At 45.9% G+C, this 24,661-nt stretch carries 15 protein-coding genes, 1 tRNA gene and 1 pseudogene; 10 read left to right on the top strand and 7 right to left on the bottom strand.

Going from position 1 to position 24,661, the window contains the following annotated elements; translation table 11 throughout:
- Window positions 1-74: 74 nt before the first annotated feature.
- From QUB20_RS14525 to QUB20_RS14510, 4 genes and pseudogenes are all read right to left on the bottom strand, one after another.
- Complete coding sequence (locus QUB20_RS14525; protein WP_333242251.1) at window positions 75-2,000, bottom strand: alpha-amylase family glycosyl hydrolase; 1,926 nt, start codon at window positions 1,998-2,000, stop codon at window positions 75-77.
- 287 nt (window positions 2,001-2,287) lie between these two features.
- A pseudogene (locus QUB20_RS14520) lies at window positions 2,288-2,848 on the bottom strand (Rpn family recombination-promoting nuclease/putative transposase); the annotation flags it as partial.
- Window positions 2,849-3,037: 189 nt separating this feature from the next.
- Entirely contained in the window at window positions 3,038-3,901 is an 864-nt protein-coding gene (locus tag QUB20_RS14515) for an Npun_R2479 family HD domain-containing metalloprotein (protein WP_333247074.1), read from the bottom strand.
- Window positions 3,902-4,231: 330 nt separating this feature from the next.
- The gene (locus QUB20_RS14510) at window positions 4,232-4,390 is read right to left on the bottom strand and encodes a Mo-dependent nitrogenase C-terminal domain-containing protein (protein WP_445299403.1); all 159 of its coding nucleotides are present in this window, start codon (window positions 4,388-4,390) and stop codon (window positions 4,232-4,234) included.
- Window positions 4,391-4,892: 502 nt separating this feature from the next.
- Between QUB20_RS14510 and QUB20_RS14505 the strand changes: the two genes are divergently transcribed.
- Window positions 4,893-5,708 carry a cobyrinic acid a,c-diamide synthase gene (locus tag QUB20_RS14505; RefSeq protein ID WP_333247078.1) on the top strand — a complete coding sequence of 272 codons (816 nt, stop codon included), beginning with the start codon at window positions 4,893-4,895 and terminating at the stop codon, window positions 5,706-5,708.
- A gap of 154 nt (window positions 5,709-5,862) precedes the next feature.
- Here the strand turns inward: QUB20_RS14505 and QUB20_RS14500 are convergent, their stop codons facing one another.
- Complete coding sequence (locus tag QUB20_RS14500; protein ID WP_333054028.1) at window positions 5,863-6,906, bottom strand: AI-2E family transporter; 1,044 nt, start codon at window positions 6,904-6,906, stop codon at window positions 5,863-5,865.
- A gap of 416 nt (window positions 6,907-7,322) precedes the next feature.
- Between QUB20_RS14500 and gshA the strand changes: the two genes are divergently transcribed.
- The 7 genes from gshA (at window position 7,323) to QUB20_RS14465 (ending at window position 18,240) form a co-directional block, all read left to right on the top strand.
- Window positions 7,323-8,474 carry a glutamate--cysteine ligase gene (gshA, locus tag QUB20_RS14495; protein ID WP_333247080.1) on the top strand — a complete coding sequence of 384 codons (1,152 nt, stop codon included), beginning with the start codon at window positions 7,323-7,325 and terminating at the stop codon, window positions 8,472-8,474.
- A 392-nt stretch (window positions 8,475-8,866) separates the two neighbouring features.
- Window positions 8,867-9,328: a tRNA (cytidine(34)-2'-O)-methyltransferase gene (locus QUB20_RS14490; protein ID WP_333247082.1), complete on the top strand. Its 462-nt coding sequence runs from the start codon at window positions 8,867-8,869 to the stop codon at window positions 9,326-9,328.
- A 583-nt stretch (window positions 9,329-9,911) separates the two neighbouring features.
- Entirely contained in the window at window positions 9,912-12,383 is a 2,472-nt protein-coding gene (locus tag QUB20_RS14485; protein WP_333247084.1) for a peptidoglycan DD-metalloendopeptidase family protein, read from the top strand.
- 138 nt (window positions 12,384-12,521) lie between these two features.
- Window positions 12,522-12,594 (top strand) — tRNA-Met (locus QUB20_RS14480).
- Window positions 12,595-12,720: 126 nt separating this feature from the next.
- Window positions 12,721-13,320 carry a peroxiredoxin gene (locus QUB20_RS14475; protein WP_015178160.1) on the top strand — a complete coding sequence of 200 codons (600 nt, stop codon included), beginning with the start codon at window positions 12,721-12,723 and terminating at the stop codon, window positions 13,318-13,320.
- A gap of 119 nt (window positions 13,321-13,439) precedes the next feature.
- The gene (locus tag QUB20_RS14470; protein ID WP_333247086.1) at window positions 13,440-13,997 is read left to right on the top strand and encodes a redoxin domain-containing protein; all 558 of its coding nucleotides are present in this window, start codon (window positions 13,440-13,442) and stop codon (window positions 13,995-13,997) included.
- Window positions 13,998-14,190: 193 nt separating this feature from the next.
- Complete coding sequence (locus QUB20_RS14465) at window positions 14,191-18,240, top strand: hypothetical protein (RefSeq protein ID WP_333247088.1); 4,050 nt, start codon at window positions 14,191-14,193, stop codon at window positions 18,238-18,240.
- Between the two features lie 107 nt (window positions 18,241-18,347).
- Here the strand turns inward: QUB20_RS14465 and QUB20_RS14460 are convergent, their stop codons facing one another.
- Window positions 18,348-20,816 carry an ATP-dependent Clp protease ATP-binding subunit gene (locus tag QUB20_RS14460; RefSeq protein WP_333242883.1) on the bottom strand — a complete coding sequence of 823 codons (2,469 nt, stop codon included), beginning with the start codon at window positions 20,814-20,816 and terminating at the stop codon, window positions 18,348-18,350.
- 626 nt (window positions 20,817-21,442) lie between these two features.
- Between QUB20_RS14460 and QUB20_RS14455 the strand changes: the two genes are divergently transcribed.
- Window positions 21,443-22,876, top strand: coding sequence for a transposase (locus QUB20_RS14455; protein ID WP_333247090.1), 1,434 nt, complete (start codon window positions 21,443-21,445; stop codon window positions 22,874-22,876).
- Between the two features lie 13 nt (window positions 22,877-22,889).
- Here QUB20_RS14455 and QUB20_RS14450 read toward each other — a convergent pair whose 3' ends face one another.
- Window positions 22,890-23,456, bottom strand: a complete 567-nt coding sequence (locus QUB20_RS14450) for a hypothetical protein (RefSeq protein WP_333247092.1) — start codon at window positions 23,454-23,456, stop codon at window positions 22,890-22,892.
- Window positions 23,457-23,578: 122 nt separating this feature from the next.
- Here QUB20_RS14450 and QUB20_RS14445 point away from each other — a divergent pair, with 122 nt between their 5' ends.
- Complete coding sequence (locus QUB20_RS14445) at window positions 23,579-24,592, top strand: hypothetical protein (RefSeq protein ID WP_333247094.1); 1,014 nt, start codon at window positions 23,579-23,581, stop codon at window positions 24,590-24,592.
- Window positions 24,593-24,661: the final 69 nt, after the last annotated feature.

Below are 24,661 nucleotides of genomic sequence, written 5' to 3'. Positions count from 1 at the left end.
TTGTTGTGGAACAGACCGGAGATCCCGTTGATTAAAAACTGGTAAAACAAGACGGAAAGCCTGTTGATTAAAAATCACGACTCGCGTCCACTCGCCCACTTATCCCGCCATTTCACAGTCCCTTCCGAAACTAAAACCCAGCGGCGACAAACCAGATTTTCTCGCAGCGGCGACAGTCCTTCCCGTAGCAGCGCATACTTATAAGAAATCAACTTCCCCGCACTTTCATTAAAAGGAATTTCCCCAAACCAAGTATTAGTATTGATATACTCCAAGGGGTAGCCCTTACTAATATCCCAATTCCCCAACTCAGGACAATCTCCAATCACCACAATTCTTTCCCCAGGCTGAGTTCTAACGCTGTTAAGCTGCGCCCGCACAATAGTTTTCGCCTTAACTCGTTCTCCGACGCGACTAAAAATCATTACTTCCCGCGAACCCAACTCTAAATTATACAGCATCCCGTCTTTAACTTCAAACTTGCGGCGCGATAAAACCTCCGTATGCTCTCCATCAGGCAACTCAGTATCCACCTCTTTAAGTGTCACAGAATTGCCACGATTCATCGCTACAAACACCACAGAATCGCGATAGCGGCGCACGTAACAATAAACATCAGGAGTTAGATACTTTTGCCACTGACTCCCCATCGAAATAGCTGGATTCAGCCGTCGCAATCCCGACAGCAAACGCACATCTCGGTAAATCGGCGCATCATTATCCCACTTTTCCATCATCGGGCGGTTGTAAGGGTCATTCCCCCCATCTGTATCATCGTGCAGATACTGTTCAGTGCCGTAATAAATGCAGGGAATACCGCGAGTCGTCATAATTAAACATATCGCCAAATGCAGCATTTCTGGATCTGGATTCAACGACTGAAACCTCGGCATATCGTGGTTGTCAATAAAAGTAATTAACTCCGTCGCCCCGTAGTAGCGGTGATCCAAATTCAGGACATCTTGGACTAACTTAAATCCCGCGCCCGCACCCTTCCCCAATACTTCTCGAATTGCCACGCACAGACCAAAATCTAAAATAGTCATCCCCGACTCGTTGACAAATTCCACAGAACGATCGTTTCTAGGGTCGCTGTAAATCCATTCGCCAAAAATGAAAACATCAGGTCTGTGTGTTAAAATGTCAGCATTAAATTCCTGCCAAAACCAAATAGGCATATGCTTGACTGTATCAACCCGCAAAGCATCAACACCTCTGTCCAGCCATTGTTTAATTGCTGACTTAATGTAATTGCGGTAGGCAATATTGTTTTCGTTAAAAGTTGCTAAACCAGAAAGTTCGCAGTTTTGGACTTGCCATTCATCTTCCCAGTTTGTGACTTCGCCGTAGTGGTGATACCAGTCATCTTCATCGTCGTTAAAGTCAGCTATTTTTACGCCATCATCGTAGAGTTCCCCTTTTTTACCGCTAAAATCTGGGTTGCTGTGATTGCAGACAATATCAAGTACGAGTTTCATGTTTCGCTGGTGCAACTCGTGTACTAATTTGTCAAATACGGTATCTTTAGTTTCTTGTGTTTGGTTGATAGAAGGATTGTCGCCTGTGGCAATAAAGCGGGGATTTAATCGCTTGAAATCTTTAGTCCAGTATCCGTGAATTGCAGCTTGTTCGACAAATAATGCTTCCACTTGCTCGAACAGTGGAGTCAGCCAAACTGCAGTAACTCCCATATCTTTTAAGTAATCGAGTTTGTCGATAACTCCCTGCAAGTCGCCGCCCCAATATTTGCCCCAATCTTTCCCTTCTGGATCGTAAAGTTCTGGGTTGGGGCCTTCGTTATTTTCGGGGTCGCCGTCGTAAAAGCGATCGACTACAATGAAATAAATTGTTTCTTGTCGGAATTCAATGTCTCTGGTGTAGAGAAACTCTAAATCGATTTCGCTTTCTGGCTTAACTTCTTCTACCAGAGACTCAATTTTTTCTTCGGGTTCGCTAACTTCATATTGAGAGGAAGTTTGATTGGGAGTGACTGATGTCATGAGATGTATTTTTTTTTATTGTAAGATTGGTCAGTTATTCGGAGCTAGAGTCGGAGATAGCTTTCCCATCTGACTGACTTTTACAGCATCATACGGAATTTACTGGTTTAATGAAATCTTCCTTTAGAGAGAGGGCAGACTCATCCTTGAGGATTATGTGGATGAGAGTTAATATTTGGTTTCATTCTCAATCAAAGAGGCAGAGCGTCAAAAACCTGCGCTACCAGGCTGATCCTAGTAGGGAGAAAAGGTGTACTAATTGTGCGATCGCACTTTGTCCCTTCCTTTCATTCCTCCCGCAAGTTTTCGATATCTTCAACACTCAAACCAGTTGTTTGACTGATGGTTTGATTGTCAAGGACATTCAGAAGTTGCCTAGCAATTTCCAGAGCCTTTTCTCTCATTCCTAGCGCGAGTCCTTCTTCTCTGCCTTCTGCGATGCCTTCTTCTCTGGCTTGTGCAATTCGTTTTTCAATTCCCTTGAGCAAGACACCCTGCTGATCGAGAATAAACATTTCGCGTTCTTCTAAATCTGCCAACTCCTCTGGATTCAAGTTAGTTTCATTAGCAATCGCAAAGGCTTGCTGTATTTCCGAGACTGTTTCCATTGTTTGCGGTACCACTTCCAAACTGGGAGCATTTTTCATAAAATAAACCCACTTGTCAGTCAAAGTTTCTAATTCATCCAATTGTTTATTGAACTTTGGCAACTCGATAAATATCAGTTCTATCTCTGGATCGACATAATCAAATAAACGCTTTTTCTCCTTGAACACAAAATGAGAAATTACTTCTGGGTCATTGTTAAACATTTCAAAATCAGTAATTGTCAAAGCAATTACAGGTTTTAACTTAAAGTAACCTTAGCCCAAAGCATCCAGGATACCCGCCACGGGATTCATCCGTGGGGTCAATTCTAAAATCTAAAATCTAAAATCTAAAATCTAAAATCTAAAATCTAAAATCTAAAATCGCGCAATCGATTGACAGCAAATCAGTTGAAAAGAACGATCGCCCGACATCCACCCAAACAAACCCTACCTAACTACAGCCACCGCCGACTTTGGAACCTGAGAATGCTCCACCCGGAACACATTCGCGCTCAGATTAGCAACAACTTGTTTCCCCTGCTGCGTCAGTTCCAAATAGCCGATCGCATCCTTCACATACCGATAAACCACATTCCAATAAAACTTCGGATAACCATCCCGCAACTCCCCCGGATTCTGATAGCCCAAAACCCGATTTTGCCCAATTTCCTCAAACTCGTAAAATAGCGCCGCAATCTTTTGCAAATATCGCGGATCACTCAACTGACCAATTAAATCAGCAGCCCGAACTAAACCGGGATAATTTACAGTATCTTGATAATCTTCATCTGCAGGAACTGGGAAACGAGTCAGCTCAATATTATGCTTAACCAGCTCAGCATCAATCAGTTTATGACCGCCAAAACGCTCGTCAATAAACATTTTTCCGCGATCGACATGATAAGGCATCAAACTAGCATCCGTCGCCCCCGGAGGCAGCGTTAATTTCTGGTCGCCTATGCCCGTAGCATACAGTCCCAAATCTGTTCTATCTTGCCGGCAAACACCTTTAACATACCCGATATCGTGACATAGCAAAGCAATGTGGAAGTGCAGCCAATCTTCGCAGGAAACACCCCCTTCGCGGATGTGCTTCCCACCCAGAATTGCTTGTCCCACCAAAGTCACTAAAATAGTGTGTTCGACATTATGGTAAAGAGCATCGCTATTAGCAATATTTTCTAAAGCCATACTCGCCACCCAAGCAATAATCTCACCATAGTCAGATTTAAACCCGCCATAAGTGTGGCGGTAGCCTTCAATCAGGCGATTGACAAAAGCCTTAATCAGCAGTTCAGTTGCGTTAAACATATTCACTTCCCTGAGCCCACATAGATTATTAAATTATTTTTATAGTTATTGTTTTTGCTGCTACCGTTTGATATTATTTTTGGCTTAAGCGCCACGATGGATACCCACTCCTATCGAGAGGCATCCATTGATATTATCAACAATTATGGCTTAAATTATGGCTCTCGCAACTACCAGAGCGACAGACCCCATAAATAATTGAGCTCAATGGGCGATCGAGGTATGACACCCCTCAATCAGTAGTACAGGGTTACATCTTCGGCGCATACCTCAGTAGATTTTAGATTTTAGATTTACTCCACAGATACATCTGGGGGCGGGAACTAATATCTAAAATTTTGGGTTGCTCACTACTGTTGTCGGAAACTTGTATCTGTTATGGCTGACCCCGCCCAACAACCAGAGCGAGCGAAAGCGTAACCCCATTAATTCCTCATGGACAGGATTAAGCTTGCACATAGGCAGTATGTGGAAAAAATAGTGTCCCAATAACTAGATATATCTCTGACAAGAACACCGTGCGAGTATAAGTTAGCACACCACTGAGTTACTGGTGGCTTTCCCACTGCAATGCTATCGAGCCACTGTCGCATTTGTTGCACGAGGATCTCGCAAAAAGTTAAGTCTTGGCACTGATTTTCCGGGAAAATACTTGTAGTCAACTTCACGATCGATCTCAGTAATCATTACTAACAAAAACTTATGAATCACCCGACTTAATCCTCAACGAAACCCACTGTTGCTCCAGTGACGTGAATAAGTTTTATGGGTGACACTCACAGTCGCAAAATGTGATGCGAAAAGCTAGCATTTGTGATTTAAAAGTCGCTAAAGTGTGAGACAGATCACGCCCTCTGTTCCCTCCAGAATGTATATTTAGATAGATGGCAATAAAATAAGACAGAATAACTGACCGCCTCCCTCGCATATCTCCTCTCCCATCATCTGCGATCGACGACTCTGTATACTTACTAATATAAGGTTTCAGGCAATGATTAAACAAAAACATAAATATGCCGACCTTGCTCAACTCCCCCACACAGATACCGTGCTCCAAAAACTCCCTGTAGAAGTTAAAGAATGGGCCCAAAGCTTGCCTTGGAACCAACGGCGCTATGTCTTGTCTCTCTGCTACATATTGTGTGCATCTACTCCCGACTTGCAAGCAGAATTTTTAGATAATTATACAGCCGACGGTTTAGTTTCAAAAATGTTTGAAGATGTAGATACTCTACACCGAGTCAAAGAGTATTTAATCAGATTTCGGGTCAAAAAACAATTAAACGAATCAGATTTAAGAAGCTACATCAAACAATTTTATATCCACTCAGCTCAACAATCGCGCCGAGAAACTGACCAATATTTAGAATCTGCACTCCGCTTCGTCTTGAGTACAGAAGAACGCAATAATGTTTTTAACTACATTTTGGGCTTTGAATTTATTAAAATTGTGTTTCAAATGAGCTGGTTGCAACACGAAAGATTAGCGAGACTCCAAAAAAATCAGTCGCAGTTTATTGAGGCCTATATCAAGCCGATTCAACACGCACACAGAATTAATGGCATAATTCTCCCGAAAGATGAGAGAATATTTTTTGCCAGACGCACCTATTACGTTCAACTACCTAACATTTCCTATAGAAGACTTATTGAGTTAGTCATGGCAACTTTTACTACAGAAATGGTGAGTAATTGCGGATTTTCTATCAGTCGCCACTCTCAAGCTCTGCGTTTTGACTGCGATTACATTTATGATCCAGAACCAGAAGAAGAAAGATTTCCTACTGACTTGCAATTTATTCATTAACTGTACGCAGTAAGGTGTATCCTAAGTTGCTGTTTTCTATTTACTTTTATTGGCGCTTTGGGCACAGGAGAGTTTTTGAAGCATGGGACTTCTAGTCGGCCGGTTAAAATCGGATGTTGCAGCCTGATTTTATAAAATAGGATGGCTGTATCCATTAACCTTCCGCTTGCATTTCTTCAATGTCAAACCAGCTAACTATCACTCCCGCTAGCGGAATTGCTAGAAATATGCCTAAAAGTCCTGCTGATCTTGCCCCCACTAACAGTGCAAAAAATACCACTACCGGATTGAGGTTAAGGGAATTTTGCATCAGTCTGGGATGAATAAAGTTGTCTTGAATTTGCTGCAAAACAATGCAAGCTGCCAATACTTTTAAAGCTAGCCACACATTTTGAGACAATACAATAAAACAAACTAAGCTAATCCCCAGCGTGGCTCCAATCCCTGGAACTAAATCAAACAATCCGATAATAAATGCTAAAATTAAAGGAAATCTCACATCTAACAGTAGGAAAATTCCAAAACTAGCTGTTGTCAAAAATAACATTAACAGAATTTGTGCCTGAAAAAATCCTAAAAAGTTTTTCTCTATTGTTATACTTAAACGCCTGTGCAGGTGTCGAGGTATAAACTTGAGAACTAACAGCCACAGCCTCTCTCCATCAAGTAACATGAAAGAAGCCACCACCATAATTAATATTAAATTTAATAAATTGGTTAAAAATACTTGTAAGAAAGCAATACTCCAAACAACTCCAGATAAAGCTTGATTTCGCAGTTGTTCCTCAATAACTCGCAGGTTAACTTGCAGGTTTCTCGCCCGCAGGAATGCTTCGAGGCGCTCGGACAGAGGCGCCAGAGCATTCACAAATTCAGTCAGGCTGTCAATTAATTGCTGTCCTTGAGATAAAAGAGTGACGCCTACAGTGACGGTGAGACCGCCAAAAACTAAAATGGTGAGCAAGACAACGAAGGCGACAGCTAAACTTCGCGGTAAAAATCTCTGGAGAGTTCGCACCGGATAGTTGAGCAAAAAAGCCACGAGTGCAGCAATGGTGAAAACCGCGACTGCTGTTTCAAAGTAAGCTAAAAGTTGCAGTCCAGCCCAACCAGAAGCAAATAAAAGCAAAAACCGGACTAAGGCTAAATTGCTTAGCATATTCCAAAAATTGGGAGGAGTTCTGTCTTGCTCTTTCACAGGGATTTTTAGGGGTTAATATTATAGCTCAAAAATATTGCAGAGCTCTCTTTTAGAATCGCACCCAATATATATCTGCGGCTATCCCCCTCAAGGCAGAAAACAGATGTCGAACTGAGGCAGGAGTGGGTTCTATTCACCATAAGTTCGATCGCCCCCAATACCGAATCAAACACAAGCGCGATCGAACAAACAGCCTTTCTGAGTCTAAAACCGCCTCGGAAACTCTTTGTCATGGCAGTATTTGTCGTGGCAGGCCCCCAACTAGGAAACAAATGCTCAAACAAGCTGGCGCAGAAAAACCCCGTTTCAGTGCCAGTCGCGAAAAAAGTCAACTCTGCCTCGTGGGAGATAGTATGAACAGGTCAATTTTTGGGATACTAGAAACTAGCACTCAACTTAGCTGAGGAATAAACGTGCTGCTATCAAAAGGCTTTGAAGTAGAAATGTATACCGGCACTCCCGAAGGTGAGGTTGTCGGTCTCTCCGATCGCATAGTCGCCGATCTAGAGGGATTTGTCCGGGAGCCTGATAGCCGCAATGTGGAGTACACGACCGCCCCGCTGTGCAGCTACGATCGCCTGCTGTGCGCCTTAGTCAAGCCACGAGTTCGGCTGCGCGAGTATCTCAAACAATTGGGTGACTATACCTTGCTGCCGGGAAGTACCTTGTCTCTCGGAGGGAGCGATCGATTTTACCGATCCGATCCCAACAACCCCTACCACACCTACATCGAGCAAACCTACGGCACCAAAGTCGTCACCGCTAGCATTCACATCAACATCGGCATCTCCCAACCAGAAATGCTGATGCGCGCCATCCGCCTCGCCCGCGTCGAAGCACCACTGTACCTTGCCTTGAGCGCCTCTTCCCCCTTCCTCGACGGCGAAGTCACGGGCTATCATTCCACTCGGTGGGGTTTGTTTCCCAAAACTCCCGCCATCGTCCCCCTGTTTGAAAGTCACAGACATTACATCCAGTGGACTGAAGAACAGCTAGAACTCGGTACTATGCAAAACGTCCGCCATTTGTGGTCTGCAGTGCGACCAAATGGCGATCGTCGCCCCTACTGTCTCAACCGCCTCGAACTGAGAATTTGCGACCTCGAAGTCAATCCTCTGGCTTTGTTAGCCATCACTGCCTTACTAGAAGCTCGCATTTGGCAGATGATGGAAGACCCCAGCTTAGACCCCTTAGAACTCAGCACCTTACCGGAGGCCACGCGCAACCAAGACTTAGTTGCCCTCACAGACGCCAACGAAATTGCTGCATCCGAGCAAAGTTTGGATGCCGAACTTACCCACTGGCAAGACGGCAGAACTATTCTGGCACGAGATTGGATTGAGGAAATTTACCGAGAAGTCTGGCCTTTCGCCAAAAAACGCGGCTTTAGCTGCTTTCTCTCGCCACTCAAAAAGATTCTCCGGGAAGGCAACACGGCCCAGCAGTGGTTGAAGCTGCACGAGGGAGGTTCGGACACCCGCAGTATTATTCTGCAAGGGATTCAGGGGATGGCTCACCAAGAATGGGAGCTTGAAGACAACTTGTGCGCCCAGTTAGTTGCCTGAAGTACCCGCCGTTATGATAAGGGGGGCTTTCACTAGCCCCCTGGCTATGCGTACTCAGCGAATACAAATAGCCCGAACCTCCTGGTCAATCGATTTTAGATTTTAGATTTTAGATTTTAGATTGACTTGCGCGAGATAAATACGTTCGGCAAGTTTCATCGGATACAGGTTTTTTATTTCACCGGTCCTGAGTCTGCTTTCGGAATGAATCACGTGGCGGGTATCCTGGATGCTTGATTGTCAAAAGTTGCAGAGCACCTCCCAAAAACCAATCAGAATATTTAATCAATGGATCTCGACAAAGGTTATAAATAAAAGCTATAAGGTATATCTACCTGTGGGTAGTTTTATAAATTTCCCAATAGCTGTATTTTTCGCTTTTAATTAGCTTCATGCCCCAACTTGTCTTGATTCACCCGCAAATCCCCCCGAATACTGGCAATATCGCCCGCACTTGCGCTGCCACAGGCACACAACTGCATTTAGTGGGTCCGCTGGGGTTTGAAATTAGCGATCGCTACCTGAAACGGGCCGGCTTAGATTACTGGCCCTACGTCAACCTCCACTGCCACGAAGACTTAGCGGCTTTTTTGGCCTATCGGGAGCAGCGCGGGGGACGCTCGATCGGATTCAGCACTGGCGGGCGATGCAATTACGCGCAATTCCAATTTCAGCCCAGCGACTGGCTGATGTTTGGCTCGGAAACTGTAGGCATTCCCCAATACGTCTTGGATGCCTGCGACGCCACAGTTTTCATTCCGATGAGCCAGCCTGGAGTCAGGAGTTTGAACCTCTCCGTCAGCGCCGCTGTAGGTTTATTTGAGGCTAAACGACAGTTGGGGGAGCTGGGATAAATCATTATCAACACATAAATATATAGATATTTAATAGCTGGTGGAGGCTGCCAAGTCTCCATTTTAATATAAGAAATTTGTATCAAAGGGGTGAAAATCTCGATAGCCGACATTAATATATTTTATTCATTCAAAAACAGATTGTTATCAGCAACACCAAATTACTCCCAAGATGATTCAGCAACAAAAACAGAGGATTTTAGCGATTTAGGGCGCGAGCGAGTACCAGCTTGGGTCTGAACACTATATCTAGTAAATATACGGTTGTAGGCTGTCCGGAAATTAGCCTAAAGTCAGATAATAGGTAAGAGTTCAGAGCCTGTGCGGGAACGAAGATTTTATCTATTCGTTCCAGCTATTGCGGTGTAAGGCTTGTGGGGTTAATTGCAGCAGGTTTGACCGAGAATTTTAAAATTTCTGACGGTTTGAGCTTGTCTAAATTAAAAAAGCAAGGTAATCTGGCCTAAGCATGATAGCTGTCAACAATCAGAATATTTTTGCTTGTTGATTTAAACTCAGCGTCATGCGATCCCCTTGAGTGTTTCCAAGGACAGTTAGCGCTTCTCAGTAGGAGGTCGTTTTTTTGAAACGAACATATCCCCAAATTAAGCCTGTTCAGGCTAGTGAAATCGACAGAGACGGTTCTGCGGAACCATCCAAACAGACAACGCTCAGCACAGGCAGAGTTCGCTCTCTCGCCACGATCGGGCTGGCAATATCGGTAGGTGCTTCTGGCATCCTGCTACCGAGAAATGGAGACAGCGCTCGCGCGTCTGAACTCGCACCGACATCAGAATCCACCGCTGTACAGCCAGTATCGGCCAACGGGCCGGCTACGTCCGCACAAGTTGACGGTTCCAGGGCCGAACAGCCCGGAGCACCTTCTGAGTCGGTGACGGTTAAGGTGCAGGAAGGGCAAAGCCTTTGGGAGCTTTCTCGGGATTATCAAGTTGAACCGTTGGTACTAGCAACTGCCAACGAGATCCAACCCGATACCATACTCCAAGTTGGCCAACAGCTCAGAATTCCGACTGCGACGGAAGCCACACCACAACAGAACGCCGGCTATAGCACATCGGCTTCGCTAGAGCGCGCAGCGACGGTCAATCCCGAACAAGAGTTTAATCTGACTGGCTCCGAGCCATTGGATAGTGCAGCCATGACAGGGCTGCCATCAACCGCAGGGACCCCGCTGGTCACGACGGTACCGGAACAAAGTTCGATCGAGATCCCGAATGCAGACGGGGCGATCGACAGTTTGAAGAAACAGGAAAACCGCACCACAGAATCGGGTCGAACGATGTTCGGGTCGGAGGGGGGAGCAAATTTATCTACATCTGCGGCATTTTTGCCCGAGTCAGCACCGACGCTGACCTCCCCCGAATATGCAACTGGGACAACTATTCCTGACCTCGATGCCACACCTGTAATTCCCAATTCCGGGGGAGGTCAAGCAGCATCGCCCGATCGAGCATTCGAGTCAATTGAACAGTCTTTAGCAACACCCAGTTTGCCCACGGCTGTGCTAGTCCCCCCTGCAGGAAGTACCGCCGCGCCGGCTGAGGTTCTCTACAGCGTGCGTCCGGGAGATACAGTAGATGCGATCGCCAAAGGTCACGGCGTATCGCCCAAAGATCTGATCTCCGTCAACAAGCTCGGCAACCCCAACTTGCTGAATGTCAATCAACGGCTCAAAATACCCCAAGTTGGGTTTAAAAATCCAGGGGTGCAGGCGGCAGCCTCTTATTCTGCCTCCAACTCTACATCTGTCTGGGCGGCGAATTCGGTTCCCGCATCTTTGAACCCCAGTTCGTCTACTTCGGAAATAGTCGGTGCTGGCGTTGCAGCACCCGCGCCCACAGTGCCTGTTGTCTCTCCCCTGGAGAACCTGGAAGGTCTGAACAATATTTCAGCGCCGATGGTTCCCCAAATTAACAGCATTTCGCTGACTCAAGTTTCCCAAACCATTAGCGATCCACGGAAGCTGGATCTTCAAGGGGAACCAACATTTACAGGTGCTGTTGACACCAGTGCCCTGCCTGGACCAGCCAGTGCAACTGCTACCGCCATCGCTACGGGAGAATACCCGCAGCCGATCAGGTTCGTGCCAAATACTAGCGGCCAGGGTTCAAATGCCGATCCAACTAGCGCTTTACCAGAATCGAATTCGGAGGCTCGGACTACCGCAGAAGCTCTCAACCCTTATTCCGAACGCTTGAGGGCAGAAGTTGTCAGACTGCGAGAGGAATATCGTGCCTCGCGCAATTCGATCGGCGCCAATGCGGTGTCCCTGGCTCCAAATGACGGGCCCTCGGTCAACCAGTCTGAGGATATGCCAAGTGTCAATCCATATCTCTACACCCCCGACTATACTGAGGCGGTGCAGAATGAAATCAGCAGACCGCCATCAAGAGCTTGGTCTGAGCAGGTTCAGAAGCAGCAGCAAGAGCGTTTAGACCCCGCTCGCGCAGCGGAACTGCAACCGATCAACCTGACGCCAAAAAGCACTCAGGATCAGCCGGTCGTGGCAACTGCTCCTTTGGGATCTGAGGCTTACGACCCCCTAAGCAACTCGTCTTTGGGACGCATGGTTTCTCCAGAACTGCCTCCGCTGTCGAGCCCTGACACTTATCTGCCTAACGGCAAACAACAGTCTGCTAGCCGGTTTATTTGGCCGTCTAAGGGCGTTCTGACTTCTGGCTACGGCTGGCGGTGGGGACGGATGCACAGGGGAATTGATATTGCAGGGCCGATCGGCACGCCAATTGTGGCAGCATCAGACGGGGTGGTTACCTATGCTCAGTGGAACGACGGCGGCTACGGGTATCTGGTGGAAATTACCCATCCTGACGGCACTGAGACTGTCTATGCCCACAACAGCCGGATTTTGGTGCAAAAGGGTCAGAGAGTCGCTCAAGGGGAACAGATTTCAGAAATGGGCAGCACCGGCTTTAGTACCGGGCCGCACTTGCACTTTGAAATTCATCCCGCCGGACAGGGTGCTATCAACCCAATGGCTTTACTGCCCGACGATGCGTCCAGCGCTTCTCGGTAACGACTGGTCGAAAGTTATGGGTTTTGAATGATTACCAAAACTCATAACTTTTACTAGAAGTCATTAGAAATAGTGTTGTTTCAAAAGCAGACATAGCTAGCCCTACCGTGCTACGATAGTAAATCGTGAAGTAGATTTGGCTCAGTGGCGCAGTGGTTAGCGCAGGGGACTCATAAGCCCAAGGTCGCAGGTTCAAATCCCGCCTGAGCCATTATTTAATCAAAAAAACTGCGCTCTCAAATTTGAGAGCGTATTTTTTTGATTGATCGAGAAGATACTTGTAGTCGTTATGAGTATGATATATTTGTAACAGTTCGTAAAAAAGGAAACAAAATCTATGACCAGTGAATGCCTCCGGGTTGGTCAAGCTGCACCCGACTTCGCAGCAACAGCCGTAGTGGATCAGGAATTCAAGACAGTTAAACTGTCCGACTATAAAGGCAAAAAGTATGTAGTCCTGTTCTTCTACCCCTTGGACTTCACCTTTGTGTGCCCGACTGAGATTACAGCATTTAGCGATCGCTTCGAGGACTTCAAGAAAATCGATACCGAAATCCTCGGCGTATCCGTGGACAGTGAATTCTCTCACCTCGCTTGGATACAAACAGACCGTAAATCTGGCGGTGTTGGCGACCTCAACTATCCCTTAGTTGCTGACCTCAAAAAAACAATTAGTTCGGCCTACAACGTCCTCGACCCAGAAGCAGGCATTGCCCTCAGAGGTCTGTTCATCATCGACAAAGAAGGCATCATCCAACACTCTACTATCAACAATCTTGCCTTCGGCCGCAACGTGGACGAAACTCTCCGTACTCTGCAAGCTATCCAACACGTCCAGTCTCATCCCGATGAAGTTTGTCCCGCCGGCTGGCAGCCCGGTGACAAGACCATGACTCCCGATCCTGTCAAGTCTAAGGTATTCTTTGCTGCGGTTTAAGCCGATTATATTTGTACGGACACGGCGCTGCCGTGTCCGTACCCGCAGAGGCATTTATTTAAGCGGATTTTTAATTACCAATTAGCAATTAGCAATTAGCAATTACCCAATTAGGAAATATGCTGACTTCTACTAATTTTAGCGGCTTGTTAAATGAGCGGTTTTTCCAAAATTTATTGCCTGTTCCGGCGAGTAATGTTCTGAAGCTGGGACAGATGACGCCAGATTTTGAATTGCCGGATATTAATAATGGCAAATTGGTGCGGCTGTCGAATTATCGGGGCGATAGACCGGTGGTTCTGGCTTTTACGCGGATTTTTACAGAAAAGCAATATTGCCCTTTCTGTTTTCCTCACATTAAAGCTTTGAATGAAAACTGGGAAAAATTTGCCGATCGCAATATAGAATTATTGATGGTTGCCAGTACCGACGATCGCCAAAGCCAAATTGTGGTTAAAGATTTAGGCTTGAAAATGCCTCTGCTTTCTGATCCAGGCTGTCAAGTTTTTCGGGATTATCAAGTCGGTCAGGCTTTAGGTGCTCCTTTGCCCGCTCAGTTTGTTTTGGATGCAGATGGAAAACTCCTCTTCAAACATTTGTTTTCTTTCATAGACCATAATGCTAGTGTGGAGACTTTGTTGAAATATGTCGGTAAGGAAACCGCTGCTGTGTCCTAATTAGGAGTTTTTCACCGATTGACACTAGCTGGTGTAGGCCCGTCAGCGGGATTTTTTCACAGATTGACACTAGCTGCGACAGGTCTTTAGTAATAAATACTTATTGTGCCAATTTCGATGGCGGAATGTTGCCATGTTCGCTCGACATTAATCTAGGCTATAGCTTGAAGGTACTTAGTACAAGTTTAAGCCAATGTCGTCTCCCAAAGATCGATCGAGCAAAATTGAATTGAGCATCTTAGCGTCGCATCCTGAGTTGTTGACAGGTTTAGATGCGTGGCTGCGGCTAGGTTTACTTTCGCCCGCTGAGGTTGAGGAATTGTGCCGACAGTATTTAGTCTGCCCACTCAGAGATCCCGCTGTAGATTTTTCTGAAATTGAGAACCCGCGAGATCCTATTGCCGATCCAAAAGTACCTGCCTTATCAACACAAAAAGCAGTACCTAGCAGCCGTGAAAGCGTTGCTAGACCCACAGAAACTACTCAAACCCCTAATTTTATCGCTCAAATTTTGCACTCGCTAATGGCAGAAATTAGCGTGATGTGGCTGTTGTTTTTAGGAGTGTTCATGGTAGTTGTCTCCTCTGGAGTCTTAGCTGCCAGTCAGTGGGAAAGATTTCCTGCCGCCGGACAATATGGAGTTTTATTAGCTTATACTTTAACCTTTTGGGCGATTAGCAGTTGGGCAAACAGACAGCAGAATTTGCACTTGACTGCTCAAACTTTGCAAGAAGTGACGCTGTTGCTAGTGCCGATCAATTTTTGGGCAATGGATACTTTTGGATTGTGGCGGTATCCTTGGGATTGGCCGGTAGCAATCGCAGCGGCACTTATTTTGACTTGGATAACTGCCCGGATTATCAAATATCAATATCAAAGCGGTTCAGGAAAAAACATCACTCGATCGATCGCCCTAAATCACTTGGGATTGAGTTATTTGCACTCTTGGTGGGCATTTGCCGGCTTTGCCCTTACTGCGGTTTATGTGGGTACAGTGGGAACTGCTGCTACTACAGTTTATCAAATTCAGCAACAACGATTGCAATCTATCCAAGGTGGGGGAAATACTGAAACATTCCCCGCTGGTTTCAGTTTGAGCAGAGATTTTCTGACTTACAAAAAAGCAGCTTTAGTAGCTTATTCGTTAGGGATTCTACTGGGTCGAGCGATATTTGTCAAGGATGTAAATATCGCTGAAATGGGTTTAGCTTTGGCGATTTGTGGCGTGCTTTTAGCATGGCTGGATTGGCAGCACCCCCTCACATCTGGGACTATTGAAAACAATATATCTGACCCGCCAAATCCCAGCAACTTTTTTAAATGGCAATTAGTGGGAGGGGGTTTGTTGGGTTTGGGGTGGCTGGTTTGTTTTCGCGACATTCCGCTACAGGCGATCGCTGTTAGCGGATTGGCTGTTTGGTTTTTTTATAACCGTTTAGTGCGGTTTTGGCAAAAGTTTGATTTGCTAATGCTGGAGGCGGTGGGACTTCAGAGTATTTGGCTGTTTTGGCGAGTGCTTCCTTTAGGGATTAAAACACAACTTGTGGCATTTTTAACTCAGCTTACCAACTCTCAGGAAACTCCTTGGGCTTTTTGGGGTGTTCTGCTGTTGCCTTATTTAATGTTAATGGTAACTGCGGCGCAGTGGCTCTACCGCAAGCGAAAGTTTCAACTAGCCAGTTTTGGGGAAAAGGTTGCTCTCGGTTTGGGGAGCGTTTTAACTGTTATTAGTTTTGTCAATCCGTTTTGGCGATCGCTCAATTTATTCGTCTCTACTTTAATTTTAGGTTGGATCGCTTGGAAATACGTAATTCCCGATAATTCCCGGCGAGTTGCGAGGCCGGATTCTGCGGCTGAACAACCGGGAAATCCGGCAATTTTGGTTCCCATAACTCACATTATGGGTTTAGGCGCGATCGCATCTGCAATTGACTTATTTTTCCCAAACCTGACACCCAATATTTGGTCGGCAATATTATTAATATTCATGGCGAGTGAATGGGTATTTTTTGTCGGGATGAAAGCGGCAAATTTCCGAGAAAACTCTGCATTTTTTCGCTGGCATCCTGCATGGTTTCAAAGTTCGTGGTATTTGGGCTTAGTATTAGCAGGAGTCAGCTTTGTCTTGTTGCAAAATTATTTGATTGTGGGTACTGCCACTCATCGCCCTCAGTGGAGTTTACTCTGGCTGGCGACTCCTTTGGCTTTGACTGCTGTTGCTAAATATACTGAGGTTCCTCACAAACGAGTTGCCAGTACCTTTAGTACGATCGCCCTAATATTTGCACAATTTCTAATTTTTAGTTTTCCGGGATATCGGTTAATTGGTTTGGGGGTTGCCGCCGGATTAATGTTGGTCAATACTTACTATTTAGTCGAGATACCAGCGGCGGCGATTGGAGTTGGATTTGGCTTGAGTTTCGTAGCTGCGGTGATTTATGAATTAGGTTTTGTTTCGGGTTGGGATTGGGGAATTGCCGGGGCGATCGCACTTTTGTGCCTGTGGTTGGTTCGCAGCATGATTGTTCGTTTTTCCAGCCGTTTGCCTGAGTCTTCTCCATTAGCTGAAATTTACGATCGAGCTTTAGATGGGTGGGCAATCTTACTCGCCGGCTTACTGTTAACAACTATTACTTTTTATTCCTTTGAACTCTACGCAGCCAGTAGCTTGACTTTCCCGCCCTCTACTGAAGTTTTGGCTGCTATTTTGGTGATAATGGCTGCGATTATTTTCCGAAGTTTACGCCAACTTTCCCCTCTGGCAATTTATGCCTTGGCTTGGAGTTTGGAGTTGTTGACAGCAGTCGGTTTGAGTTTTGTCGATCGCACTACGATTAATTTGGCAGTGGCTAATATTGCTCTCGGATTGTTTACGCAATTGTTGGGGGATTGGTGGCGGCGCCGCCACCCCGATCCAACAATTTTACCTAGCATTCATGTTATACCTTTAGTTTACGGGGTATTGGGTTTAACTTTCCGATCGCACACTTTGACGAATTGGACTGGTTTAACTGTGTTGGGGGCGTCTTTAATTGCGATCGGCATTGGTAGGCGGGAACCAGAATTCAAACCTTTGGTTTATTTAGGATTAATTGGCGTTTCCGTTGCTGCTTACGAATCGCTACTATATCAAATTTTTCAAACACCAGGAGGAGCTTTTGGAGACGGCTTAATTGTCCTGGCCACTCTCGGCACAAGTTTAACATATATCTATCGCATTTTATCTCCTTGGCTCAGCAATTATTTACATTTAACTAACGCAGAGTTAAAAATATTTGCTCACCTGCACTGGGTTTTGAGCAGTTGGCTGCTGATTTCAGCTTCTGCGAATGATATTAAGTCCGGTATAAGTTTAGGATTAGTCACTGGTGCTTTATTAGTTCAATATGCTTTCTTGCAAGGGCGAAATAATCTCGATCGCCAATGGGCAGAAATTTGGATTTACTTGGGCTGGCTAGAAGCCTTTGGCATCCGGCTTTATTGGATCAATACGCCTTTAGTTAAGTATATTTCCGGGCCGCTGGGGCCTTGGAAAGTTGCCCTCGCTTCTCTATTTGCCTATTTCATTTACATTTTGCCTTGGGAAAACTGGGGTTGGTCAAAAAAACCTTGGCAGGTAATTGCTTCGCTGATTCCAATAGTTACTATTTTGGAAAGTCCGGCTAAGTTTTATCCGATTAGCTTGCTGATAGCTACTACCTTCTATTTTTTCCTGGCTTGGGAAAGGGAGGAAGTCCGTTTTACCTATGTAAGTGTGGCGATAATTGACTGGATAATGCTGCGGTGGTTCTGGCAAATAGGATTGACTCAGCCAGAGTTTTATGTTACTCCTTTAGGACTTTCTTTACTTTACATTGCTCAGTTCGATCGTACTCTCAAATTACCCGCACAAAAACCGCTGCGCCACAATCTGCGAATGCTTGCAACTGCGCTGATTTGCGGGATGCCTCTTTTGACTCAGCAAAGCCACGGTTTAGTTGCTGCAGCTTTTAGTTTAGTGGCGATTGCAGCGGGTTTGGCGCTGCGAGTTCGGGCGTTTTTGTTTGTGGGAACGGCTGTATTTTTAATCAATGTTTTCTATCAGTTGGTGGTTCTGATTTTCGATTATCCGCTGATTAAATGGGCGATTGGTTTGGCTTTTGGCATTGCGTTTATCTGGATTGCTGCTACTTTTGAAACGCGGCGCGATCGCATTTCTGCTGTTGTGCAGCATTGGGTTGTGCAATTACAATCGTGGGATTAGATTCGTCGATAAGTTGCTTTTTTTGACGGCTATTTTTTAATTAAAAACCCGGTTTCTCGCAGAAACCGGGTTTTTAATTAACAGTATTTATCTGTGTGTAGAGCGCATTAATGGCTTAATGCGAATTCGGGCAATTTCGGCTCAGATGAACCATCGGGCACTACCTTAACCTGACCGTTTTCATCCACATCAACGATCGCCTTTTGGCCGTCTTTCAGCTTCCCAGACAGCATTTCCTCAGCCAGTACATCTTCCAACAACCGCATGATTGCGCGGCGCAAAGGTCGAGCACCGTAGCTGGGATTGTAGCCTTCTGTAACTAACAAGTCCTTGAACCGGTCTGTCACCGACAAAGTAATACCCTGTTCGGTTAAGCGGCTGAAGACTTGCTGCAACATAATGTCCGCAATCTGCTTCACTTCTTCCCTGTTCAACTGGCGGAAGACGATAATCTCATCCAAGCGGTTGATAAATTCTGGACGGAAAAACTGTTTCAGTTCTTCGTTTACCAAGCTGCGAACGCGGTTGTACTGAACGTCTGCTGCACTGTCAGCAAACTCGAAACCGAGGCCGCCGCCGCCTTTTTCAATTACTCGCGAACCGATGTTTGATGTCATGATCAGTAGTGTATTCTTAAAGTCTACTGTCCGACCTTTAGCATCAGTTAAGCGGCCGTCTTCCAAGATTTGCAGCATCATGTTGAAGACATCAGGGTGAGCTTTTTCGATTTCGTCGAACAAGATGACTGTGTAAGGACGGCGCCGGACTGCTTCTGTTAGTTGGCCGCCTTCATCGTACCCAACGTAACCCGGAGGCGAACCGATGAGTTTGGAAACCGTGTGGCGTTCCATGAATTCGGACATATCTAACCGAATCATGGCTTCTTCTGAACCGAAGAAATAAGTTGCTAGGGCTTTTGTAAGTTCGGTTTTGCCGACGCCTGTGGGCCCGGAAAAGATGAAACTGGCGATCGGGCGATTCGGATTTTTCAAGCCTACCCGCGCGCGACGGATAGCCCTAGAAACTGCGCTGACAGCTTCTTCTTGACCGATCAAGCGCTGGTGCAAAGTATCTTCCATGTGCAGCAGCAATTCCGATTCGGATTCTGTCAGCTTGCTGACTGGTACTCCCGTCCAATTTGCCACGATGTGGGCGATGTCTTCTTCGGTGACGATGGGAGAAGTTTTGAGTTGGCTTTTGTTGATCGTAGCTTCGGCGATTTCGGCTTCAATCTCTAATTCGCGATCGCGCAATTTTCCAGCTTTGTCGAAGTCTTGCTCGCGCACTGCTGCATCTTTTTCTTTTGTTACTGCGGGCAGTTGCTTTTTGAGTTCTTTAACTTCGGGCGGGGTTTGCGAATTCATCACGCGGACGCGGGAACCTGCTTCGTCAATTAAGTCGATCGCCTTGTCTGGCAAAAACCGATCGTTAATGTACCTGTCTGACAGTGTGGCCGCTGCTTCTAAAGCTGCGTCGGAAATTGTCAGTCTGTGATGCTGTTCGTAAGCCGATCGCAACCCGTACAATATTTCTATTGTTTCAGCCACGCTCGGTTCACCGACTTTGATCGGTTGGAAGCGGCGTTCTAAGGCAGCGTCGCGCTCGATGTGTTTGCGATATTCGTCTAAGGTAGTTGCGCCGACACACTGCAATTCGCCTCTAGCAAGGGCTGGTTTCAGCATATTGGAGGCGTCCATGCTGCCTTGAATTGCGCCTGCACCGACTAAGGTGTGAATTTCATCGATTACCAGAATGATGTTGCCTGCAGCGCGAATTTCGGCCATGATTTTCGTCAGCCGTTCTTCAAATTCGCCTCGGAACTTTGTACCAGCAATCAGCGAACCCATATCGAGGCTGATTACTTGTTTGTCTTCTAAAATTTCCGGGACGTTTCTGTTAACAATTCGCTGGGCTAGGCCTTCGGCGAGGGCTGTTTTGCCGACTCCCGGTTCGCCTACTAACACTGGATTGTTTTTCGTGCGGCGGCCGAGCACTTGGATCACGCGCTCGATTTCATTTTCGCGGCCCACCACGGGATCGAGTTTGCCGGCTGCGGCTAACTTGGTCAAGTTTGTGCCGAATTCTTCTAAAGTTGGGATTTTGCGATCGCCGCTATCTCCCCTACCTCCGGGTACCGCCGCGACTTCTCCGACGGCACGAATTACCTGCGTGCGGACTCTCTGGCGATCGATTCCCAAGTTTTGCAGCACCTTCGCCGCCACCCCTTCATCGTCCTGAATCAGCCCCAGCAGGATGTGCTCGGTGCCGATGTAATTGTGGCCTAACTGCCGCGCTTCGTTCAGGGCAGTCTCAAAAATGCGCTTAACGCGGGGTGTAAAAGGAATTTCTGGCGGGAGGAACCCGGAACCTCTACCGATGATATTTTCGATTTCATTGCGCGCCTCTTTCAAGTTGAGGCCCATATCCAGTAATACTTTTGCAGCGATGCCAGTGCCTTCGCCGACGAGTCCCAGGAGGATTTGCTCGGTGCCTACAAAATTGTGACCGAGGCGTCGCGCTTCCTCTTGGGCTAGCATGATTGCTTTAATGGCTTGTTCTGTAAAGCGTTCAAACATATTTTTTCTATCCTACTGTCTTGGCGAGGGCTGTATCGCTGCTGGTGAGGAGCGATTTGGAACACTACACAAATTATAGATGTAAATTTTTGTGTATTTCGTTCTCTAACAATGTATCTTGCTAAGGGGGTAGGGACAGTGGGGAGACCCGAATACTATAGGTGTGGTTGCCGTCTCGCAGTACGATCGACAAATGGCAGTGTAAATTAACTACCAGCCGGGAAGTCCCTCGGTATATTCAAAGGGGACGCATCTGAGCGCTGCGCCCCGTACCCCGAATAAATTACTCCTTGGGATGAAAGGCTCGTCGGGTGTAGGTACCGAAACCGACAATTATTCTTTTATACCCCAAGATGATCGGGAAATACTCTGATACTAAATTAGCAAGTGGGGGTGGAACTACCTCACTATAAAAAGCATGAGAAAAAAAAGGAAAAAGAAGCCTGCGGTCTAACTGTACTCAGTTGACCGTCAGGTTTGTTCACATTTGGCTACTATGAATCAATCTTCGGGAGCATCTTGATTTTTTGATGTACCTTCCAAGTATTGAAATAGTAATTTTTGGTATGGCATTTTGGACACACATAAACTATACTATCCAAAGGTCGAAAAAAGGAAGCTTAAAAATGCAGCTAACTTATAAATACCGCCTCAAACCCACAAAAGCCCAACTAACAACAATTGTGGCTCATCTAGAGCTTTGTCGTCGGCAGTACAACTACCGACTCAGCGAAAGATTTAGATGGTGGGAAGCCACGAGAACGCCCGTCAACGCCTGCCCTTTGATTGTTTCGATAGTCCCTGTGGAGGAGATTTATCGAAATATTCCTTTGACGAGAGTGCAGACTAGGGATGGTAGGAAGAAGGATGAATTAGGCAATCCTTTAACCAGGAAAGGCGACGTTTTCTCGAACCTTGAAGGCGGATATGTACAGTGGCAGACGATACAGCTTGCCGACCTGAAAAACACTAAGAAGCTGTTTCCTGATTATAAAGTGTTAGATTCTCAGGTCTTACAAGATGTCGTTAACAGAGTTGAAACTTCCTTTTCAAACTTTACCACGCCCGACAAGAATGGTAATCGTAGAGGTAAGCCCAAATTCAAGGGGCTTCATTACTACAAATCCTTCACATACCCTCAACTAGATAATTTACATATCGTTAAGGACGAGCAAAACAGGATTTGTATTGACCTAGCAAAGATAGGTCAAGTGCCGATGGTATTCCATCGTCCAATACCAACAGGGTTCAAAGTTAAGACGGGCCGTGTTATCAGAGAAGCAGATGGGTGGTATATTTCCTTGACGCTAGAAGATAAGACGGTTCCCGTAACGGTTACAGAAATTCAACCGACGGTCGAAAATACTGTTGGTATAGATATGGGGATAACCCATTACGTCTATCTTTCCAATGGCAGAAGAGTTGAGAATCCTAGATTCTTGAGGAAGTCGGCCCAGAAGTTAGCAAGGCTTCAAGCGAAGTTAGCTGGTAGAGTAAAGGGTTCTAAACCTTGGAAGATTATCAAGGGCAAGATTTCCAGACTCCATCAGTTTGTAGCTAGAACTAGATTAGATTTTCAGTTCAAAACAGCACATGAGCTATTCAGTAAATGCGATGTTTTAGTTGTTGAAGACTTGAGCGTCAAAAATCTAACTAGACGTGCCAAGCCCAAGACCGATATTGAGGATGGTAATTTGGTTTACTTGCCGAACGGTCAGTCAGCTAAGAGCGGTTTGAATAAATCAATGCTTGATGCTGCTCACGGGCAATTTGCTAGCGTCCTAAAATATGTCGCCTGGAAGCTAGGTAAAAGCGTTTTGTTTGTTGACCCGAAAGGAACTTCTCAACATTGCTGGAAATGTATCAATAAAGTCCCGAAAGAATTATCGGAACGCTGGCATTCCTGTCAGTGCGGAGAATCTTTGGATCGAGATGAAAATTCAGCTAAACTTATTAGAAAGATTGGTCTGAGTTACAAAAGTGGCGGGGGAACTCCGTCACTCAAAAAAGCCTTTGCAAAAAAGGAAAAAGAAGCCTGCGGTCTAACTGTACCCAGTTGACCGTCAGGTTAGTTCACAGCCATCGTGAAAGCAACTGTTCAAATACTTCCACAAAGCCGATCGCAATTTGGATCAATGGCCAACCCACCAAACAAATTAACACCGCCCAGCGAGTTTTAATATCCAAACCTTGGCGAACCGCTACAATTACAGCTAGCAAACTCCACACAGCTAATATCCGCTCTATTCCTTGTCCCAGCAAAGGAATTAACGTTAAGAAATTCAGCACTTGGGGGGCGTAGGCAAAGCCGATCGGAACCAGCAACTCCCCATAAGTTACGTGTCCCGGCTTCAGCCACTCCCCGATTTTAAAGATAGTGAAAGTCCAAAAATAATAACCCCCCGCGACTGCCAAACCCTCTATCAAAAGTCCTAGAAATAATACTGATGGCTCAGTTCGGTTGATTAACAAGATCGCAGCACTGCCCAACACGCGGGACAGCGCAGCTAAAATTACAATTGTTAAAGCTATTCGCTTAGTTCTGCCAGTGTAGGGAGTTTTTTCGTAAAAATTGCCGTTCAAAGAAAGTGCGTTCCAAAGCGTTGCGCCCAAACCTGCAATTGAATCTTCTCCTTTCACGTTGAACTCCTGCTCCTCAAGATAGTTGACAACTTTTACAAAATAAGCTCTAATACAGCAGAATCACCGAAGTATTTCTAGGTAATTAAGTAATTAATTGGCATTCTACCAGATTTTATTAAATGCTAAGATTGATTTTACGGATACTTGCATGGCTGCGCGGGGGAAGTTTAAATTTGTTGCTTATCGCCGGTGTGATCCTGATAATTTGGGGCATTCTTTCGCCGGTGGGGACTGTTATATGGTGGCTGAATCAAAGTGCCGAAACTTTTGGTCTCAAGAAAAATCCGCCGGAGATATTGCCACAGAACAACGGCAATCTAGAAGCGCGTAAGTCTTCGCCACTCAATTGTTATATCATCTTTTTAACGGGAGTTGGCGATTTTTCGGGGGACGAATTAACCCCTGGTGAAGAGTTGTTTCTCAAGCGTTTAGTTAAAAGTCATCCGCAGTGCGTAGCAGTGGGCGATGTTTTTCCTTATTCAGCTTCTAACAAAAGTTTAGGAGGAGAGCGCTGGCTAGCTCCTTTTTGGCGGTTTGCAGAACAGGCAAAAAAAGGGCCGATTGCGGGGAATATATTCATTAAAATTCGCAATCTATGGAGGTTTGCAATTTCTCTAGATTATCGCTACGGCTTTGCATACAATCAGGGAATAGCTAATGCAATTATCGAGCGGATGAATGCTCAATCTCCCATTTCAGTTAATTCTCAAAAACCTGTGAAAGTTATTTTAATTGGCACTAGCGGCGGAGCACAAGTTGCTTTGGGTGCTACTCGCTATCTTAAAGAATGGCTGAAGGCAGAAATTACGGTTGTTTCGGTTGGGGGCGTGTTTTCGGGAGAAAATGGTTTTGCAGAAGCCGATCGCATTTTCCACTTTCGCGGCACTCGCGATTCAGTTGAGGATATTGGCGGCATAGTTTTTCCCAGTCGCTGGTACTGGTACGCGACTTCTCCTTTCAATCAAGCTCGTTTGCAAGGCCGCTATGCAGCAGCTTTGAGCGGCCCTCACAAGCACGACGGCGATGAGGGATATTTTGGGGAAAATCTGGCGGCGGATGGTAAAAAGTATGTAGATATAACCCTGGACAAGATTAATCAATTGCCTGTTTGGTCTGAGGGCGCGTCTGATTGATAAATTCTTGCGTATTCGATAGTCATTAGTTATTAATTGTGTCATTGTTGGTTGTGCGTTGCTTGAAGC

The sequence above is a fragment of the Microcoleus sp. B4-C2 genome, assembly GCF_036705265.1.
GTDB lineage: Bacteria > Cyanobacteriota > Cyanobacteriia > Cyanobacteriales > Microcoleaceae > Microcoleus.
The sequence above is the reverse complement of the archived record's forward strand: the minus strand, read 5'-3'. Positions and strand labels throughout refer to the sequence as shown.

What these genes read in the sequence shown, in the direction of transcription:
- QUB20_RS14525 (WP_333242251.1), bottom strand. Translation starts at nt 2,000, where the DNA reads ATGACATCAGTCACTCCCAATCAAACTTCCTCTCAATATGAAGTTAGC.
- QUB20_RS14515 (WP_333247074.1), bottom strand. Translation starts at nt 3,901, where the DNA reads ATGTTTAACGCAACTGAACTGCTGATTAAGGCTTTTGTCAATCGCCTG.
- QUB20_RS14505 (WP_333247078.1), top strand. Translation starts at nt 4,893, where the DNA reads ATGATTAAACAAAAACATAAATATGCCGACCTTGCTCAACTCCCCCAC.
- QUB20_RS14490 (WP_333247082.1), top strand. Translation starts at nt 8,867, where the DNA reads ATGCCCCAACTTGTCTTGATTCACCCGCAAATCCCCCCGAATACTGGC.
- QUB20_RS14475 (WP_015178160.1), top strand. Translation starts at nt 12,721, where the DNA reads ATGACCAGTGAATGCCTCCGGGTTGGTCAAGCTGCACCCGACTTCGCA.
- QUB20_RS14470 (WP_333247086.1), top strand. Translation starts at nt 13,440, where the DNA reads ATGCTGACTTCTACTAATTTTAGCGGCTTGTTAAATGAGCGGTTTTTC.
- QUB20_RS14465 (WP_333247088.1), top strand. Translation starts at nt 14,191, where the DNA reads ATGTCGTCTCCCAAAGATCGATCGAGCAAAATTGAATTGAGCATCTTA.
- QUB20_RS14460 (WP_333242883.1), bottom strand. Translation starts at nt 20,816, where the DNA reads ATGTTTGAACGCTTTACAGAACAAGCCATTAAAGCAATCATGCTAGCC.
- QUB20_RS14455 (WP_333247090.1), top strand. Translation starts at nt 21,443, where the DNA reads ATGCAGCTAACTTATAAATACCGCCTCAAACCCACAAAAGCCCAACTA.
- QUB20_RS14445 (WP_333247094.1), top strand. Translation starts at nt 23,579, where the DNA reads ATGCTAAGATTGATTTTACGGATACTTGCATGGCTGCGCGGGGGAAGT.